Raw genomic sequence first — 19341 nt, forward strand, 5'->3', positions numbered from 1 at the left:
TGGTAGCCCTTCGGGCAGGCCATACGGGGATGACGGAAGAAGCCCAAGTCGGGAGGTCTGCTGCGCGAGCTACTTCGGGCGCCCTGCGGGCGCGAAGGGCTGTGCCGGGCAAGAAGGGCGTGCCAGGGGCGAAGGCGTGCTCTGCGCGTTTGCCGTCCCGACCTGCGCGTTGCTCGTCTAGTGCTTGACCGCCTTGGGTTTGCGGGTGTGCTTGGTCGGGTGGTCGCCGCCGTTGGCGGTGCCGCCGAGGCCTGCGACCGTGAGGGCCACGGTCTTCTGGCTGCCCTCCGTGACCAGGCCGCCGTCGCCGTCTCCCGCCGCTGCCGCTGCGGGCTCGGCTGTCGTGCCGCCGGACATGCCGCCCATGCCGTCGCCGGCCGAGGCCGCGGCGGGTGAGGGGGTGCCCGTCTCGACGCCGCCTGCGCCGTCGGTGGCCATCGGGGTGCCGTCGGCGGCGGCTGTGTCGGACAGGTCGGTCAGGGTTTCGCCGTCGTACAGGCCGCCTACGCCTGTGGGCAGCGGCGCGGCTTCTTCCGTCGGGGAGCCGGTGAAGTCCAGGGAGTCGGCCGCCGCGGGTTCGGTGAACTCGTAGTCGATCAGCCGCAGGCCGTTGGCGCTCTGCTGCTGCCAGCGCGCGCGGAAGCTCTCCCACGGCACGTTGGCCCACAGGTAGTAGGCGTCGGTGCCGGCCAGCCACACGCCCGAGTAGCGGTTGTCCCCGCCGGACTGGTGCACGTTCAGGTCCACCAGCCGCAGGCCCTGGCCGGCCCACTCCTGCCACTTGGCCTTGAAGCTGTCCCAGCTGGCGTTGGCCCACAGCGCGTAGCCGCCGGACCCGGCCAGCCACACGCCCGAGTACCGGGCCTGACCGCCGACCTCGTGGACGTTGATGTCGACCAGGCGCAAGCCTTGCCCGGCCCACTCCTGCCACTTCGCCTTGAAGCTGTCCCAGGAAGCGTTGACCCACAGGGCGTAGCCGCCCGTCCCCGCGCGCCACACGCCGGAGTAGCGGTCCTCGTTGCCCACGCGCAGCACGTGCAGGTCGACCAGGCGCAAGCCCTGCCCGGCCCACTCCTGCCACTTCGCCTTGAAGCTGTCCCAACTCGCGTTGGCCCACAGCGCGTAGCCGCCGGTGCCGGCCGTCCACACGCCGGAGTAGCGCAACTCGTTGCCCACGCGGCGGACGTTGATGTCGATCAGGCGCAACCCTTCCGCGGCCCATTCCTGCCACTTGGCCGCGAAGCTGTCCCACGACGCGTTGACCCACAGCGCGTGCTTCCCGCTGCCCGCGCGGAAGACGCCGGTGTGCCCGCGGCCGGTGAACCGCGCGTACATGTGCGCGATGGTCACCCGGTCGCCGAAGCTCAGGCCGTTGCGCTGGCCGATCGTCACGCCGGGGCGCAGCGGCACGATGGTGGTGGCGCCGTTGACGCCGAACGCCGTCGGGCCGTAGTGCATGATCGAGTCGTAGTCGTAGTCGAAGTAGTCGGTGAAGCCGTCGCAGAACCGGTCGAAGTTGGACTCGAACCCGTCCTGGATGTTGCCGTAGTTGATGGTCACGAACTGGTCGCGGTCGCAGCGGCTCTGCTCGTGCAGGATGCCCAGCGAGTGCAGGCACTCGTGCACGGTCGTGCCCATCGTCGCGCCGTCGGACAGGCGGATGAGCTGCTCGCCGCCGCGCATCCCGATCGGCGAGGAACTCCAGGTCTGGCCGGGGTTGCGCACGAACCGCACGTAGTTGGCCTGGCTGCCGCGCGCGACGAACCGGATGCCGGTGTTGTCCTGGATGTGCGCGATGGCCTGGGTGACCCGGGCCGCGTTGGGCAGCCCAGCGTCCACGACGAACGGCACGACGCCGTTGGTCCACAACATGTCCGAATCGGACGGAAGGCCGATCCCCAGCATCTCGGAGGGAGGTTGTCCCACGTCCGCCGGCTCTCCCGGGCGCAGTCTCGCGGCGGCGGTCTCGACTTCCTCGGCCGGACCCATGTCGATGCAGCCCTGGTAGAGCGCGATCCCGTTGACCACGCTGTAGCGCACGGGCTTGTCGACGAATCCCGGCCCGGACAGGAAACCGGTGCGAACCTCACGGCTGGCGGCCATGTCGTCACTGGTCACGATCTCGTTCACGATTGATCCCTCCCGAGAATGGGGCGTATGTCAGACAGAGGCACCCGGAGAAGCCCAGATACGGGCTTCGGGTCAATGGGCGACCGGGTGGAGGTCGAGCACCATCGGCCGCGACGTGACGCGGTGGGCGGCGGTGGTGATCAGGTCACCCTCGGTGACGACGCCGGACCCGTCCCGATCGCCGTGCACGCGCACCACGTACGTCCCCGGCCCGTCCACCTCGGCGTCCACGGCGAACGGCAACTCCAGACCACCCGCGGGCACACTCACCGCGGGCAGCGTCACCTCGGCCACCGTGCGCGCGGGCGCGTCCGCCTCGGACACGTCGCGAACCTCGACGCGAACCCGGTCCAAGTGGACCGGAGCGTCGGCCGGGAACCGCAACGTCCCCACAACGCGCACGATCCACCACCATACGCGTAACCGGACGAACACACATCCGGACCATTTTCGAGGGCGACGAACCCGCATTTCTCGGGAACGCACCACCGGCTGGTGCGGCCCTCTCGGACGCCGCCGGCGTCGGTCGTGGACACTCCCCCCGGCGGCCATGATCCGTGCCGCACAAGGGGGGGAAGGACCGACATGGTTGTGAAGCTGCTGCTGAACCCGTTCAAGACCGCGAGAGCCGTCTCGCTGATGCGCGAGGCGAGCCGCCGCGGGGTGGACGTGGACGACCTGCCGTCGCACGTGGTCGTCGACAAGCTGTACGGGCGCGTCGACCACGTCCAGTGGGGGTTGACCGCGCCGGAGGACGTGACCACCGACGTGCCCGTGGGCGGCCCCGAGCTGACCCGCGCGTGCGCCGCCGCGGTCGAGGGCCGGTGGGAACCGGCGGCGGAGTTGCTGGCCTCGACGTGGGGCGACTGGGACCTGCGGGCCGAGGTCGTCGACGAGCTGGCCACCCTGGCCGCTCGCGACGACACCTGGTTCCAGCGGTGGAGCCAGGCGCGGCCCGACTCGCGCGACCTGGCGGCGGTGCACGCGCACGCCCTGGTGACCCTGGCCTGGCAGGCCCGCGGCACGGCCCGCGCCGACCAGACCTCGCGGCAGCAGGCCCAGGACTTCCACCGGCTGCTCCTCAAGGCCCAGGAGGCCGCCCGCGCGACCGCGGCGGCCGTGCCGGAGGACCCGACGCCGTGGGTGACGCTGGTGATGCTCGCGCGCGGCCTGTCCTACGACCACGAGCAGTTCGGTCGGGTGTGGGACGAACTGGTCGCCCGCGCCCCGCTGCACCGCATGGGCCACGCGCAGGCGTTGCAGTACTGGTGCAAGAAGTGGCACGGCTCGCACGAGCTGATGAGCGACTTCGCCACCCGCGCGGCGGCGTCGTCCCCGTCCCTCGCGGCACTGCCCCTGCGGGCGGCGTACGAGATGATGCGCGACAAGCCCGACGCGTTCCGCTCGCCGATGGCGCGGGAAGCGCTGGACGCGTTGCTGCCGTGGCTGGCGGGCGTGGGCGCGGACACCCGGTGGCTGCGCAACGACCGGGGCTGGGCGGTCTACGCGCTGGCCGAGCACAAGCGCCACGCCGAGGCGGTCGACCACTTCCGCGTCCTGGGCGATCGGGCGGACGGCATGCCGTGGTCGTTGTTCCCGAAGCCGGTGGAGCTCTTCCTCCAGCTCCGGCTCGAAGCCTGCAAGGCGGCCGGGAAGCCGTAGGCCTCACAGCGGGTCGACGAGATCGTTGTCGCGGACCGCTTCCAGGGACAAGGTCTTGTAGCCGACGTCGTCGAACAGGGCCAGGAAGCGGTCCGGTTCGCGGTGGACCACCGAACCGCTCCCCCACTCGCGGTGCCGGATGGGGGTGCCGGGGGCGAAGTCGGCGTCGGCCGAGGACTCGTCGGACGAGACCCCTTCCGCGCAGTTGTCGCAGTTGCCGCACGGGTCGGACAGGTGTTCGCCGAAGTAGCCCAGCAAGTACCGGCGGCGGCAGGAGCGGGTTTCGGCGTAGCCGCGCATGACCTCGATGCGTGAGCGGTCGCGGTTCTGCTGCCGCTTCACCTCCTCGGTCACGGCGGCCACGGCGTCCTGAGGCGCGTCGGCGACCGGGCGGGCGTCGCGCACCACGCCCGCCGCTTCCAGCAGGTTGAGCAGGCCGACGACCTTGCGTCGGGACACCTCCAGCCGCCGCGCGATCTCCGCCGGGTCGTCCACGCCGGACCGGACCTCCGCGACTACGCGGCGCACGGCCTCGCGGTCCACCCGGCGGGCGCGAAGGAAGCGTTGCAGACCCAGGTCTTCCGGGCGGTGGAACAGGTGCGCGCGGGCGGGGTGCCCGTCGCGACCGGCGCGGCCGATCTCCTGGTAGTAGGCGTCCGGTGAGCCCGGCGTGGCGGCGTGGGCGACGAAGCGGACGTCCGGCTTGTCGATGCCCATGCCGAACGCCGACGTCGCCACCACCACGTCCACCTCGCCCGCCATGAACCCGTCCTGGACGCGCCGCCGGTCCGCCGCGCGTCGGCCCGCGTGGAACGCCTCCGCCCGAACACCGTTGCGCGCCAACAACTCCGCGTACCGCTCGGTGTCCTTGCGGGTGGCGGTGTAGAGCAACCCCGGACCGCCGGTCACCCACTCCGCCACCGCCCGCACCCGGTCCTCGTCGTCGGTGCAGAACCGGGCCGCCAGGGACAGGTTCGGGCGGTCGAACCCGGCCACCACCACCGCCGGGTCCCGCATCCCCAGGTGCCGCACCACGTCCGCCCGCACCGGCCCGCCCGCGGTCGCGGTCAGCGCCACCACGGGCGGGTGGCCCAGCCGGTCCACCGCGTGCCGCAGCCGCAGGTAGTCGGGGCGGAAGTCGTGGCCCCAGGCGGAGACGCAGTGGGCCTCGTCCACCACGAACAGCGACACCCCGGCGGCGGCGAGGCGGTCGAGCACGTCCGGTTTCGCCAGCTGCTCCGGCGACAGGAACAGGTACTCGGTGCGGGCGGCGGAGAACGAGCGCCACGCGCGGTCGTTGGCGGCCTCGGGCTGCGCCGAGTTCACCGCGGCGGCGGGCGGCGCGTCGTTCTCCCGCAGCCCCGCCACCTGGTCGCGCTGGAGGGCCACCAGCGGGGACACCACGACCGTCGGCCCGTCCCGCAGCACGGCCGGCACCTGGTACACCGCCGACTTGCCCGCGCCCGTCGGCATCACCACCAGCGTGTCCCGGCCGTCGAGGACGTGCCGCATGGCGGTCAGCTGGTCGGGTCTCAACTCCGACCAGCCGAACACCTCCTCGGCGGTCCGGCGCAGCTCGCGATCCTGCACCACTGCCACGTACCCCTAGGGACTCGCGCCAATCACCCCAAAGCGGCGTCCAGGTGCGTGGCCAGCTCCGCCGGGGACGGGTGCGCCCACACCTCCGCCGGGGTCAGCGGGACGTCCAGGTCGGCGGACAGCCTGCGGGTCAACGCCACGGCCAGCAGCGAGTCCAGGCCCACGTCGGTGAACTTCGCGTGCGCCGGCACGGCCGAGGGCTGCGCGCCCAGCAACGCGGCCAGCGCGTGCACCACCGCCTCGCACACCAGCAGCGTCCGGGCCGGACCGGGTTCCTCCGCCCGCACCCGCGCCGCCGGGCCGTCCTCCGCCGCGACCGCGGGACCGTCGTCCAGGTCGGCCAGCAGCGGGTTGGCCCGCGCGTGTGGGAAGGCCTGGAAGAGCCGATCGGGCTGGTAGTCGAACACGCCGGTGTTCACCCGTTGGTGGCGCAGCAGCTCCTCCAGCGCGGCGAAGCCCTCGGCGGTGGCGATGGTGTCGAAGCCCCGGGCCGCGAAGTGGGTCGCGCGGCCGGTCTCGCCCCACGCGCCCCAGTCCACCGACAGCGTCGGCCGCCCCTGGTCGGCGCGCCACCGGGCGAACGCGTCCACCCACGCGCCGGCGGCGGCGTAGTTGACCTGGCCCGCGTTGCCCAGCAGGGCCGACATGGACGAGAAGACCACCAGCCAGTCCAGGTCGTGCTCACGGGTGGCGTCGTGCAGGTTGCGCAGGCCCGTCACCTTGGGGTGCCACACGCGGGCCAGCCGCTCGGGCGTGATGCCGGTGATCGGGGTGTCGTCGAGCACGACGGCGGTGTGCAGGACGCCCCGCAGCTCCGGCCCGGCGGCGGCGACGAGGCGGCGCGCGGTGTCCGGGTCGGCGACGTCGCCCAGGACCACCTCCAGCGCGCACCCGGTGTCGGGCAGGGCCTCCGGCGCGGTGCGCCCGCCGAGGACGACCCGCGCGGCGCCGCGCTCGGCCAGCCACCGCGCGGCGGCCAGGCCCAGCCCGCGCGTGCCGCCGGTGATCACGTAGGCCCCGCCGGGGCGCACCACGTCCTCGCGCGCCCGGACGTGCGCCCGCAGGCGGTGCCCCGGCGGCGGGAACTCCACGGCGATCCGCCCGATGTGCTCGCCCGAGGCCAGCCGCTTGAACCCCTCGGCCGCCCCGGTCACCGGCACCACCTCGCGCGGCAGCAGCGGCAGGTTCCCCGCCTCGATCTCGGCCACCACCCGCAGCAGCGCGGCGCGGAACACGTCCGGCCGCTCGGACGCGGTGAGCACCAGGTCCAGCGCGGTGTAGGTGACGCCGTGCCGGAACGCGCGCAGGTCCACCCGCGCCCCGTCGTACAGGTCGCGCTTGCCGATCTCGATGAACCGCCCGGTCGGGGCGAGCAGGCCCAGCGACGCCCGCATGGCGGCGCCGGTCAGGCAGTTGAGCACCACGTCCACGCCCCGCCCGCCGGTCGCCTCCCGCACCTGGTCGGCGAAGTCGAGCGTGCGGGAGTCGAAGACGTGCTCCACACCCCGCTCGCGCAGGTGGCGGCGCTTGGCCTCGGTGCCGGCGGTGCCGATCGGGACCGCCCCGAGCAGCCGGGCCACCGCCACGGCGGCCAGACCGGTGCCGCCGGCGGCGGAGTGCACCAGCACGGTCTCCCCCGCGCGCAGGCCGGCCAGGTCGTGCAGCGCGTGCCAGGCGGTGAGGTAGGTCAGCACGGAGGGCACGACGTCCACCGGGGCGAGGCCGTCCGGGACGCGCACGGTGAACGCGGCGGGCACCAGGCACTCCGACGCCATCGTCCCGCGCCCGTCGGGCACGACGCCGACGACCTGGTCACCGGGGCGCAGGCGGTCGACGCCGGGACCCACGGCGAGCACCTCGCCCGAGGCGTCCGAACCCAGGCTGGGCAGCACGCCGTCGTCGGTCGGGTAGATGCCCAGCGCGATCAGGACGTCCCGGAAGTGCACGGTGGTCGCCGCCGGGCGCACCAACACCTCACCCGGCCCCGGCTGCGGGGGTTCGTGCCCGGTGGCGACCAGGCGCAGCCGGTCCAGGCCGCCGTCCGGGTCGGGTTCGAGCACGTACGGGTCCTCGCCGGCCACCACGTCCCGCTCGCCCGCGGTGCGCGGCGGCCGGACGGGCAGCGGCGTGCGGGACAGCCGCGCGACGTGGCGCTGCCCGGCCCGCCAGGCGACCTCGGTCTCCGGCGTGGCCGCGGGCAGCTCGGCGGCGAGGTCGGCCGCGTCGCCGTCGTCGGTGTCCACCCAGGTCACGGCGGACCTGGGCTGTTCGATGGACGCCACCCGCAGCACCCCGCGCAGCGCGCACACGCCCGGGGACACCGGGTCGCCGTCGAGGACTCGGCGGGCGCCCGCGCTGACCAGCCAGAGCCGGGGCGGTGACGGGTGGTCGGCGTGCTCGCGGAGCAGCTCCAGGACGCGGGTCACGCGGTCGAGATCGTCGAGATCGCCCGTGGCGCACCAGACAACGCCGGTCGCCTCTGCCGGCACGGCGGCGTGGCCTCCGGCCCCCGGTTCGATCGTCTCACGGGGTACCGACAATTCCGGGGTCGCCAGTACCCGGCCGCCGCGTGCTGTCAGGGCCGACTTGATCCGGTCGGCCAACCCGGTCCGGTCGCCCGGTTCGGCGATCACCGCCCACACCCCCGTGTCTGCGCCGGGTTCGGGCAGGGGTGCGGGGGTCCAGGTGATCTCGAACAGCCGCGAGTTCAGCAGCGCACGCCCGCCGGACGCGCCGGCGTGCCGGACCAGCTCCACACCCTCTAGGGCACCGATCCACTCTCCCGACTCGTCGTACAGGTCGGCACGTCCGGTGGCCGCGTCCGGGCCGTCACGGCGCAGTTCGGGGCGGACCCAGGTGATGCGGTGCGGGTCGGGTGGCAGGGTGAGGCCGGCGATCGCGGTGGGCAGCCACGGCGTGTCGGCGTCGGGTTCCACCAGCAGGGACGCCACGGACAGCAGGCAGCCGTCGAACAGCGCCGGGTGGATCTTGGGCGCGCACACGCGGATCGGCGCGGCTTCCGGCACGGCCACCCGGGTCACGCCGCCGTCCGCGACCGCGGTGATGGCGTGGAACGCCGGGCCGCCGTCCAGGCCCATGCGGCGCAGGCCCGCGTACAACTCGTCGGTCGACCCGGTCGCGGCCGGCACGGGCAGCGGCTCGCGGACGTCCACCGCCGCCTCGCACCGGGTGGCGGTGGCCGAGGCGACCCGGTCCCAGCCGCCGCCGCTGTGCTGGACGACCTCCAGCTCCACCCGCCCGCCGGTGCGGGTCGCGGCCACCTGCACCGGCACACGGCCGGTCAGCGGCACCATCCGGGTGAAGCGCACGTCGGACAGGCACGCCTGGTCGGGGCCGCAGCCCAGCAGGTCGGTCGCGGCGGCCAGCAGCAGCTCCACGTGCAGCGCGCCGGGCACCAGGGGCGTGCCGCGCAGGGTGTGCTGGACCAGCCAGTCGACCAGGTCGGAGCCCAGGTCGGCGCTCCACACGTGCCGGGTGCGGTCCTCGGCGTCGGGGTCGGGCACGGTGGTGCGCTCGCCCAGCCACGGGTGCGTGCCGCGCGGCCGGCTCGCCGGTTCCTGCCAGTACCGGGCGCGGTCGAAGGCCGTGGGCGGCAACGGGGTGAACGCGCCGCCGCCGTTGGCGGTGTCCAGGTCCACCGGCACGCCCGCCACGTGCAGGGCCGCCGCCGCGCGGCACAGCGCGTCCCGTGAGCCCCGCTCGCGGAGCAGCGAGGGCACCGCGGTGACCGGGGTGCGCAGCGCGGCTCCGGTCTCCTCGACGGCCTGCGTCAGCAGCGGGTGGGGCGAGAGCTCCAGGAACATCCGGTGCCCGTCCTCCACCAGCGCCCGACAGGCCCGGTCGAACCGCACCGGCGAACGCAGGTTGCGCGCCCAGTAGGCGCCGTCGAACACGACCGGCTCGCGCGGGTCGCCGGCCGTGGAGTAGAACGGCACCTCCGCCGGCTTGCCCGCCAGCCACGACGTCCGCTCGGCGATCTCGTCCAGCAGCGGGTCCACCTGCGGCGAGTGCGCGGCGACCACCACCGCGATCCGCTTGGCGAACACACCCCGCTCCCGCCAGCCCGCCAGCAGCCCTTCCACGGCTTCCTCACCGCCCGCCACGACGGTCGAGGCGGGCGCGGTCACCACCGCCACCGTCACGCCGTCCACACCGGCGATCTCCGCCTCGACCTGCTCCACCGGCAACGCGACGACCGCCATGCACCCGCCACGCACCTTGTGCAGCAAGGAGGACCGGATCAACGTGATCCGCATACCTTCCTCGGGCGTGAGGATCCCCGCCGCCACCGCCGCGGCGGCCTCCCCCATCGAGTGCCCGACCACGGCGGAGGGCCGCACGCCCCACGACCGCCACACCTCCGCCAACGCCGTCTGCACCGCGAACACCACCGGCTGCACGACATCCATGCGCTCCAGGTGCTCTCCGCCCTCCAACAACCGCCGCACCGAAATCCCCGACCGTCCGTCCTCCGTGGACTGTCGGTCCCCCATGAGACGATCGAGACGGGGGCCGGAGGCCACGCCAGGCTCGCTGCTCACACGGTCCAGCCGGTCAATCATGGCGGTGAACACGGGATCGCGGTCCAGCAGGTCGCGCGCCATCCCCGCCCACTGCGACCCGTGCCCGGAGAACACCCACACCGGCGCCCCCGGCTCACCCGTCGCCCCGGTGACCACGGCCGGGTGCTCCTCGCCCTGCGCCAACGCCCGCAACCCCTCGTGCAACTCGGCCCGGTCGGCAGCGACCACACAGGCCCGCGTGGACAGGTGGCTGCGCCGCGCCGCCAGCGTGTGCGCCACGTCCTCCAGCCGGGGCCGGGTCGCCTCGACGTGGTCAGCCAGCCGAGAAGCCGTCGCGGCCAACCCACCGGGCGAAGCCGCCGACACCGCGTGCACCAGAGTCCCCCGAGCGGTGCCCCCCAGCCGTTCCGGAACCGGCGGGGCCTCCACGACGATCGCGTGCGCGTTGGCCCCGGTCACGCCGAACGCCGACACGGCGGCCCGACGCGTCCCCTCCCACGGCGTGGACACCGTCGGCACGAAGAACCGGGTGCCCTCGGCGTCGATCTCCGGGTTCCACCGGGTGAAGTGCAGGTTCGCCGGGATCACCCCGGTGCGCACCGCCAGCGCCGCCTTGATCAGCCCCAGCACGCCGGCCGCGCTCTCCGGGTGGCCGAAGTTGGTCTTGAGCGAGCCCAGCGCGCACGGCCGGTCCGACCCGCCGTACGCGTCCCGCAGCGCGCCGAACTCGATCGGGTCGCCCACCGGGGTGCCCGTGCCGTGCGCCTCGACGTACCCGATGTCGTCGGGGGTCACGCCCGCCGCGCGCATCGCCGCGGTCACCACCGCCCGCTGCGCCGACCGCGACGGCTGCGTGATGCCCCGAACCCGGCCGGCGTGGTTGATCGCGGTCCCGGCGATCACCGCCAGCACCCGGTCGCCGTCGCGCTGCGCGTCGGCCAGCCGCTTGAGGGCCACCATCCCGCACCCCTCACCGCGCACGAACCCGTCCGCGCTCGCGTCGAACGCCGCGCACCGGCCCCGTGACGACAACGCGCCGGCCCGCGCGAACCCGACCAGCCCGCCCCACTCCAGCTGCACGGTCACGCCGCCCGCCAACGCCAGGTCGGACTCCCCCGCGTGCAGCGACCGGCACGCCAGGTGCACCGCGATCAGCGAGGACGCGCAAGCACCGTCCACCGCCACGGACGGACCGTTGACGTCGAGGATGTAGGAGATCCGGCCCGGCGCGCCCGACGGGATCGCGGAGATGCCGTGGTAGACGTTGAAATCCGCGATGGTGAACCGCTTGGCGTAGTCCGCGCCGGAGATGCCGACGAACAGGCCGGTGCGCGACCCGACCAGCGATCTGGGCGGGATCCCCGCGTCCTCCAACGCCTCCCACGTCGTCTCCATCAGCAGCCGGTGCTGCGGGTCGACGCTGGGCGCCTCCGAGACCGGCACCCCGAAGAACCCCGGGTCGAACAGGTCGATCCCGTCGAGGAAGCTGCCGCGCTCCAGCGCCGGCTCGTCGACGAGGTCGGCGGGCGCCACGCGCTCGTGGTCGGGCCACCGCTGGGCGGGGCTGCTCCCGGCGACCACGTCGCGGCGGTCCAGGAGCACCTGCCACAGCTCGCGCGCGGAGGTCACCCCGCCGGGCGCCCGGCAACCGGTGCCGATGATCGCCACGGGGGTCTGCTCGTGTTGTGTTCCCACGGCCGAAGTCCTTTGCTGTGTTCGGGTCTCACCGGAAGAGGTCGAGCACCTTCAGGGCCGCGCGGGCGGCGGGGGTGCCCAGCAGGGCGGGGATCGTGGTCGCGCCGCCGAGGTAGGAGTCGACGCGGCGCCACACCGGCGGCACGGAGGTCAAAGCCGCGTGCACCACGCCAGGGCGCCAGGTGAAGACGTCCATGATCCGCCGGGAGGCGCGCATCTCCGCCTCCAACGTCGTGCGGACGGTGTCGGCGTAGCGGGCACCCTCGCGCGCCGAGTCCGCTTCGCAATCGGCCCCGGCCAGCCGCACGGCCGCTTCCCCGGCCCACACCCCCGACCGCAGGGCGAAGGAGATCCCCTCGCGCGACCACGGGTCGCACAGGCCGGCGGCGTCCCCGGCGACCAGCACCCGGTGCCGGGCCAGCGGCGACCCCGGTTGACGGCACCTGGTCAGGTGACCGGTGTCGTGCAGCGGTGTCAGGTGCGCCAGGCCGTGGCGGTCGAGGAACTCGCGCAGGTACGACCTCGTGGCCGCGCCCTGGCCCTTGGCCGCGACGACACCCGCGGTGCACACGTCACCCTTGGGGAACACCCAACCGAACGACCCGGGCAGCGGCCCCCACTCCATCAGCATCCGGCCACGCCACCGCGCCGCCGTCCGCCGGTCGACCGGGACCTCGACCTCCAGGGCCAGGTCCACCTGCTCGCACCGCACACCGACGTGCCGGCCGACCCGGCTCGCACTGCCGTCCGCGCCCACCACCGCACGGGCGCGGACCAGGTCGCCGGCCCCGGTGCGCAGCGTGACCACGCCGCCGTCGTCCTCGATGCCCGCCACGGTCGTCCGGTCGCACACGACCGCGCCGGCGTCCGTCGCGACACGGGTCAGGGCGGCGTCCAGCTCGTCGCGGAAGACCATCTTGCAGCGCAACGGTCCTTCGCTGCGCAACGTCCGCTGCTTGTCGCCGCCGAGCCCGAACGTCACCGCTTCGATCTCGTCGAGGACCGGCACCCCCAGCCCGTCCGGCAAGTGGGCCTGGGAACACCCGATCAACCCACCGCCACAGGTCTTGTAGCGCGGGATCGCCGCCCGCTCCAACAAGACCACCCGACACCCGGCCTCGGCCGCCACCCGCGCCGCACCGGCTCCCGCCGGCCCGGCCCCGACCACCGCGACGTCCCACACGTCCCCGTCAAGTCTTCCCACGCCGGCGCCTTCCGCCTCCAGGCGCTCGTGTCCACATGCGACACGAGCTCGTCAGTCCATGACTACCTGAGGCGCCCCAACACACCTAGCGCGCGGAACCCGCTACACCCGACGGCAAGCGCAAGCCATCCGTGTCGGCCACACACCACCACGACATGTGCCCACCGGGTCACCGAGGTTGCCCCGGAAGGCAGGTTTAACCCCCTTGAACCGCCCATTGGTGCGAATCTCCCGCCCTCGCGCTGGAGATCACCCGGCGGGGTGACCTCCAGCGCGGGCGGGCTAGGCGGTGGCCGTCGCGCAGGGTGGTCAGGAACGCCAGAAGCGCTTCTTGCGCTTGGGTTCGACGGCCGCCCGCCGGTGGTTTTCCAGGTTCCTCACAGCCCCGTCCAGGGTGTGTTGGAACAGCGCGTCTTGCGCTGTCAGGCGCTGCAACAGCGTGACCGCCTCCTCGGTCACGCCAACCGCGTCCGCGTGCCGACCGACATCGCTGTAGTGCATCCCCAAGTTGTTGAGCGCCAACGTCAGCGCGTACACGTGCGAGGGATCCTCGGCGGCGATGCGGCGGCTCAGGGCAACGGCCTCCTCACCCGGCGAGACCGCCGGCAGGCCCGCCTGGCGGTAGGCGCTGCCCAGGTTGCTCAAAGCGTGTGCCAACGAGTCCAGGCGCTGCGGGTCCTCGACGGCCAGTTCCCGTTGCAGCGCAACAGTTTCCTCGGCGCAGCCGACCGCGTCCGCCGTCCGGCCCGCCTGCTGGTAGCGGTTGCCGAGGTTGTTCAGCGCCTTCGCGAGTTCGGGTCGGCTGTCCGGGTTCGCGGCAGCCGCCGCCCGCAGCAGCGCCACCGCTTCCTCGACCGGCGCCACGGCTTCCGCGAACCGGCCGACCGCGCCGAGGGAGATCCCGAGGTAGTTCAGCAGGCCGGGCAGGTGGGTGGGGTCGTCCGCGGCCAGGGCGCGCCACCACGACACGGCTTCCCGGAAGGCGTCGAGGACGTCGGCGTGCCGTCCGGTCGGTCCGCAAACGATGCCGAGATTGGTCAGCACCGTCGCCAGGCGGGATTCCCCGCTGCCTGTAATCGTTGCGCCGCAACGGCCTGCTCGTACGCGGCGACCAGCTCCGCCTCGTCCACGCCGTGCGGATCCGCCATGCGGTCCTCCCCCGAGGTACGCCGCGCCTCACCGACGCGATCGCAGCGCCGGGGTCGGTCAGGCGGAGGCCTGCGCCTTCTCCAGCACGTCCATGAACGCGCGGGACCACTCCGGGAGGTCCGGCCAGCCGCGGCAGGACACCATCGCCCCGTCCACGACGTCCGGCGCGTCCACGACCGTCGCGCCCGCCAGTTCCATGTCCACCTTCAACGGCGGGTAGGCGGCGGTGGTGCGGCCCTTGAGCAGGCCGAGGGCGGCGGGCACCTGCGGGCCGTGGCAGATCGTGCCGACCGGCAGCCCGCGCTCGAAGAAGTGCCGGACGATGCGGCCCACGTCCGGATCGGTCCGGATGTACTCCGGCGCCCGGCCGCCCGGGATCACCAGCCCGTCGAACTGCTCGGGGTCGACGTCGGCGAACGCCAGGTCCACCGGCAGCGTGCGGCCCGGCTTCTCGGTGTAGGCGTCCCACCCGGGCTCGAAGTCGTGGATCACCAGCTTGACCGCGCGCGAGGTCGGAGCGGTCACGACCGCCTCGTGACCGGCCTCGCGCAGGCGGAAGACCGGGTACATCGAGTCCAGCTCCTCGGCGGCGTCACCCACCAGGACCAGCACTCTGGCCATGCTCGCTCCTCACGCTCGCGCGGCGGTCGAACCGGTCCTCCAGTCGAACCGGTTCCCACCCCACGACCCTATGGCGTGTGATTTGCCGTCACAATCGACCGGTCAGGTGTCGAACCGGTTACGCGATTCACCCCTCCACGGCCCTGGCCGCCCGCTCGATCTCCGCGCACCGCCGCGCCCAGTACTCCGCGTCCTGCCCCCGCCGGGCCATGCTCGCCGGGTCCATCTCCACCGCGCCGTCGAGCTGTTCGCGCAGGATGTCGGCGTGACCGGCGTGCCGGGTGGTCTCGGTGAGCACGTGCACCAGGACGTTGAACAACATGACGTCCGGCCGGGGCCACCAGGGCACGTGACCGGGCGCGTCGACGGCGAGGGCGGCGATCGTCGCGTCGGAGTGCGCCCGGGCGCGGCGGTAGCGGTCGATGATCTCCTCCCGGGTCTCGTCCTCGGTCACCCACAGGTCCCGGCCCCGCTGCGCGAGGTCGTCCCACTGCGGCACCGGCTCGGGGAACGGCCGGCCGAACACCTCCCCGAAGTACCGCGCCTCCGTCAGCGTGAGGTGCTTGACCAGCCCGAGGAGGTTCGTCCCGGTGGCGGTCAGGGGCCGGCGGACGTCGTACTCGGACAACCCCTCGACCTTGCGCACCATCACCTCGCGCACCTCTTCGAGGTCGCCGTGCAGGTAGTTCTTGGCGAAGTCGTCGATCATGGCTCCCACACTGCCGGCATGCAGCGGGCCGGCCCCTCCCGACCCGGCCCGCTGCCCGCCGGGTCACTCGCCGAGGCGGTGCAGCCACTCCCTGATCACCGGGCGACCGGCGGGGGTGGCGTGGACCCAGCGTTGGCCGCGCTTGTCGGTGTAGCGGACCACCAACCAGCGGCCGTCCGGGCAGTCCAGCGTCGTGATGAAGGACTCCGAGCGGCGGCGGCGCCCGTAGCGGTCGCGGTGGGCCGCGTAGAGCTTGGCCACGCCGGTGCGGGGGCGGCGCATCAGCTCCACCAGGGCCGGGGACCGCTGTGCGTCCTCGGCGCGGGCGTTGATCGACGTGCCCCGGCCCGGCGGGAGCTCCGGCAGGCAGGCCGCGAGGGTGTCCGACGGGTCGCCGTGCAGCGCGTCGATCCGCACGTGCCCGTTGTCCCGCAGGGCGAAGACGCCGTGCCGGCCGGCGGTGGCGGCGACGACCGGCAGGGTCAGCTCGCGGGTGAACGCGATCCAGCCGAAGCACTCGAAGTCCGCGTGCGCGAGGACCCGCAGCGCCTCCAGCGTGTCGTCCACCCGAACGCCCTCGCGGTGCAGGGCGTGCTCGACCTCCAGCGGGTTGGCCTCCGCGGGCGGCACGTGCAGCACGGTGTGGTGCTCGCCGAGGTCGTCGTGGTGCCACAGCACGTCGAACGCCGCGTCGGACAGCACGACCGGTGCGCGCAACATCAGTCCTCCCCGATCACGGGCACCGTGGTGGTGGGCATCCGACCGACGAGGGCGTCCGTGTCCTCGTCGAGGTGCACGGTGCGCTTGTACTCGCGGTCGTCGTCGTCCCGGGCGTGCGGGGCGTGGGGCGCGAAGCCACCCATGCCCGCCATCCCGGCCCGGCCCGCGGCGGCACCGGCGCCCGCGCCGACTCCGGTCGGGGCGTTGACGGGCACCCGGCCGAGGACACCGGTGCGGTCGGCCGAGCCCAGGGAACCCCTCTGACCCCTGGTCCCGGTCGGATCACCGATGGCGACCCCGCCCGGCAGCACCGGAGCGGCCCCGGCGCCGGACAGGTGGTCGCCCTTCGGCACGCCCGACGGGCGCTCGGTGTCGCGGCCCGACCGCGGCGTCGTCGTGAGCGGCACCCCGCCGGGCACACCGCCCGCCATGCCGGTCGAGTCCGCGACCGTCGTCCGGTCCGCCGGTTGCCGCGGCGCGCCCGAACCGGGCACCGCGGGCGGCCGACCGGCGAGACCGCCGTCCTCACCACCGGCGTTGCTGGCCGCGGTCTTGCCACCGCCGGCACCGGCACCGCCGCCCGCACCGACCTGCGGCGGCGCGGAGGCCTGGCCACCCCCGGCCGACGACGGCGCGGTGGAGCCCCCACCGCCACCGCCGCCGACCTCCGGCGGCGCGGACGTCGCCGACCGCGCGCCGGTCCCGCCCGCGGCCTGCACGGCGGTGTTCGCGCCCTGCGCACCGCCCGACGCCGCCGCCTGCGGGAGCATCGCCTGGTTCTGGCTGGTCATCGCGGCGTACTCGGCGTAGACGCGGCGGTTGTTCGCGTCCGCCTCGAACCACTCCCGGCGCGCGATCTCGTTGTCGGTGTCCCACGGTGTGAGCTGGTCGTACAGGGTCAGCTCGGGCGGCTCCGGCGTCAGCATCGGCAGCACCCGCGGCCGGAGCTGGGCGTAGTTCTGCGCCTGTGCCCGCAGGACGGCCTCGATCTTGTCGACGGTGTCCTGCGCGCCCCGCAGCCCCTGCTCGATCGGCTGCACGGCCTGCACCGCCCGCTCCGCCGCCGGGCCCTGCCACGCGCCCTGCATCGTGGGGGTGACCCCGCGCACGTTGTCGCCGACCGACTGGATGCGCGTGCCCGCGGCGAGCGCCACATCCGCCGCCTGGTTCAGCACCTCAGGGCCTTCGCCCTGCGACACCATCAGGTAGATCTCGTACCCGCTCAGCCCGGTCATCCCCGTCCCCCCATCATCGCGTTGACGCCGTCCTCCGTGGTCGAGTACTGGTCGGTCGCGGCGCCCACTTCCTCGCCCTGCGCCCGGACCAGCCCCTCGACCGCCGTGACCGAGTCCAGGTGCGCGCGGCCCGCCTGGGAGACCGCGGCGGCGAAGGCGGTCGTCGCGGGGTCCCGCATCGGCGGCTGGACGCTCGCCAGCGGTTGGCTCTGCTGGATGGTGTCCGCCAGGTCGTCACCGACCTTGACGTACGTGTTGGACACTCCGTGGAGCGCCTCGACGTTCGCTTTGAATTCGCCCATGCACGCAGAGTGGCGGCACTGGGCGGGGACCCGTCCCCGGGACCGGTCCCCTCGATGATCCACGAGGCTGGCGCGCATGTCCCGCACCCGGTTCGAGAAGGGAGCCCGATGACACGGGCGCGTCTCCTGGTGGTGTTGCTCGCGGTGGGCGTCTCGGCGGTGTGCGCGCCGATCCCGTCGTCGGCCGCCGACCGCACCGTCCACGTCACGACCTCGGACCGCCTCCAGCGCGCGTTGGCCGAGGCCCGTGCCGGGGACCGGATCGTCGTCGCGGACGGCCGCTACACGATCGGCGCGATGAGCGGCAGGCAGGGCACCGCGACCAAGCCCATCACCGTCGTGGCGGCCCACCGCGGCCGGGCGGTGGTCGACGGCGGGCAGCTGGAGGTGGCGAACTCGGCGCACGTGACCTTCGAGGGCTTCACCTGGACCAACCGCTCGACCCTGCTGATCACCGGCTCGAACCACGTGCGGTTGACCCGCAACCACTTCCGGCTCACCGAGGAGTCGACGCTGCACTGGGTGCTCATCCAGGGCGCGGGCAGCCACCACAACCGCATCGACCACAACCTGTTCGAGGAGAAGCACCAGCTCGGCAACTTCATCGCGATCGAGGGGTCGGACACCGAGCAGTCGCAGCACGACCGCATCGACCGCAACCACTTCCGCAACACCGGGCCGCGCGCGGTCAACGACATGGAGGCGGTCCGGGTCGGCCGCAGCACGCTCTCCCGGTCCAGCGGGTTCACCGTCGTCGAGGCCAACCTGTTCGAGAACTGCGACGGCGACCCGGAGATCATCACGGTGAAGAGCAACGACAACGTCGTGCGCTACAACACCTTCCGCACGTCACAGGGCACGCTGTCACAGCGGCACGGCGACCGCGGGACCTTCCACGGCAACTTCTTCCTCGGCGGCGGCAAGCCCGGCACCGGCGGCATCCGGCTCTACGGCCGGGACCACAAGATCTACAACAACCACTTCGAAGGCCTGACCGGCACCGGCTTCGACGCCGCACTCCAGATCGACGGCGGGGACGTCGACCAGGAGGGCGCTTTGAACGCGCACTGGCGCGTCTACCGGGCCACCGTCGTGCACAACACCTTCGTGGACAACACCTCGAACATCGAGATCGGCGCCAACTACACCTACCCGCCGGTCGACAGCACCATCGCCGACAACGTGGTGACCGGCGCGCAGGGCAAGCTGTTCGACGAACGCAAGGTGCCGGTGAACCTGACCTACGCCGGCAACATCGCGTGGCCGACCGGGACCGCGACCGTCGGGGTCACCCAACCCGCCGAGGCGATCCGCACGGCCGACCCACTGCTGCGCCGCCGGGGACAGGTGCACCGGATCGGCGCGGGCAGCCCGGCGATCGACGCCGGCACCGGCCGCTTCCCGTTCGTCACCGACGACATGGACGGCCAGCCGCGCACCGGCGGGGTCGACGTCGGCGCGGACGAGTGGTCCAGCGCGGCGATCGTCCGGGGACCACTGGACGCCGACGACGTCGGCCCTCGCTCCTGGTAGTGGTGCACTTGGACGGGCCGGGCGTCGTGGCTTCGCCCGACCCACCACTCGACCGCCGCGTGCTTTTCCACGCAGAACGCACCGCTTTCACGCCGAAGGCGTTACGCCCGAAGGGCGGGGAGCTCTTGCGTTCCGCCAAGCGGCAGCGACCACGGGAAGGACCTCGGTTTCTTTCCCCGTCCGGCCTGGGCGAAGCCCAACCACGCTTGGTCCGTTTTTGCAACCAGCTTTTCCGGTT

The 19341-nt window shown here is 73.5% G+C and carries 13 protein-coding genes; 2 read left to right on the forward strand and 11 right to left on the reverse strand.

Annotated features, from left to right (window positions below):
* Window positions 1-177: 177 nt before the first annotated feature.
* Window positions 178-2130, reverse strand: coding sequence for a M12 family metallopeptidase (locus WBN91_RS33950; RefSeq protein WP_337728399.1), 1953 nt, complete (start codon window positions 2128-2130; stop codon window positions 178-180).
* Between the two features lie 72 nt (window positions 2131-2202).
* Window positions 2203-2532, reverse strand: coding sequence for a hypothetical protein (locus WBN91_RS33955; RefSeq protein ID WP_337728398.1), 330 nt, complete (start codon window positions 2530-2532; stop codon window positions 2203-2205).
* 183 nt (window positions 2533-2715) lie between these two features.
* Here WBN91_RS33955 and WBN91_RS33960 point away from each other — a divergent pair, with 183 nt between their 5' ends.
* The gene (locus WBN91_RS33960; protein ID WP_337728397.1) at window positions 2716-3792 is read left to right on the forward strand and encodes a hypothetical protein; all 1077 of its coding nucleotides are present in this window, start codon (window positions 2716-2718) and stop codon (window positions 3790-3792) included.
* Window positions 3793-3795: 3 nt separating this feature from the next.
* Here WBN91_RS33960 and WBN91_RS33965 read toward each other — a convergent pair whose 3' ends face one another.
* The 9 genes from WBN91_RS33965 to WBN91_RS34005 form a co-directional block, all read right to left on the reverse strand.
* Window positions 3796-5385 carry a RecQ family ATP-dependent DNA helicase gene (locus WBN91_RS33965; protein ID WP_337728396.1) on the reverse strand — a complete coding sequence of 530 codons (1590 nt, stop codon included), beginning with the start codon at window positions 5383-5385 and terminating at the stop codon, window positions 3796-3798.
* A gap of 29 nt (window positions 5386-5414) precedes the next feature.
* Window positions 5415-11630 carry a type I polyketide synthase gene (locus WBN91_RS33970; protein ID WP_337728395.1) on the reverse strand — a complete coding sequence of 2072 codons (6216 nt, stop codon included), beginning with the start codon at window positions 11628-11630 and terminating at the stop codon, window positions 5415-5417.
* 28 nt (window positions 11631-11658) lie between these two features.
* A complete protein-coding gene (locus WBN91_RS33975) occupies window positions 11659-12834 on the reverse strand; it encodes a geranylgeranyl reductase family protein (protein WP_337728394.1) in 1176 nt (391 codons plus the stop codon).
* Window positions 12835-13143: 309 nt separating this feature from the next.
* The gene (locus WBN91_RS33980) at window positions 13144-13878 is read right to left on the reverse strand and encodes a tetratricopeptide repeat protein (RefSeq protein ID WP_337728393.1); all 735 of its coding nucleotides are present in this window, start codon (window positions 13876-13878) and stop codon (window positions 13144-13146) included.
* A gap of 162 nt (window positions 13879-14040) precedes the next feature.
* On the reverse strand, window positions 14041-14604 hold the full coding sequence (locus WBN91_RS33985) for a DJ-1/PfpI family protein (RefSeq protein WP_337728392.1): 564 nt from the start codon (window positions 14602-14604) through the stop codon (window positions 14041-14043).
* A gap of 127 nt (window positions 14605-14731) precedes the next feature.
* Complete coding sequence (locus WBN91_RS33990) at window positions 14732-15313, reverse strand: DinB family protein (protein ID WP_337728391.1); 582 nt, start codon at window positions 15311-15313, stop codon at window positions 14732-14734.
* Window positions 15314-15376: 63 nt separating this feature from the next.
* Complete coding sequence (locus WBN91_RS33995; protein WP_337728390.1) at window positions 15377-16033, reverse strand: ESX secretion-associated protein EspG; 657 nt, start codon at window positions 16031-16033, stop codon at window positions 15377-15379.
* Entirely contained in the window at window positions 16033-17268 is a 1236-nt protein-coding gene (locus WBN91_RS34000; protein WP_337728389.1) for a WXG100 family type VII secretion target, read from the reverse strand. The genes WBN91_RS33995 and WBN91_RS34000 overlap by 1 nt, the downstream gene beginning before the upstream one ends.
* The gene (locus WBN91_RS34005; RefSeq protein ID WP_337728388.1) at window positions 17265-17570 is read right to left on the reverse strand and encodes a hypothetical protein; all 306 of its coding nucleotides are present in this window, start codon (window positions 17568-17570) and stop codon (window positions 17265-17267) included. Before WBN91_RS34005 ends, WBN91_RS34000 begins: the two co-directional genes overlap by 4 nt.
* 108 nt (window positions 17571-17678) lie before the next feature.
* Here WBN91_RS34005 and WBN91_RS34010 point away from each other — a divergent pair, with 108 nt between their 5' ends.
* On the forward strand, window positions 17679-19103 hold the full coding sequence (locus WBN91_RS34010; RefSeq protein WP_337728387.1) for a polysaccharide lyase 6 family protein: 1425 nt from the start codon (window positions 17679-17681) through the stop codon (window positions 19101-19103).
* Window positions 19104-19341: the final 238 nt, after the last annotated feature.

Origin of the sequence: Saccharothrix sp. CCNWYY140 (assembly GCF_037401995.1) — a bacterium.
Taxonomy (GTDB): domain Bacteria; phylum Actinomycetota; class Actinomycetes; order Mycobacteriales; family Pseudonocardiaceae; genus Actinosynnema.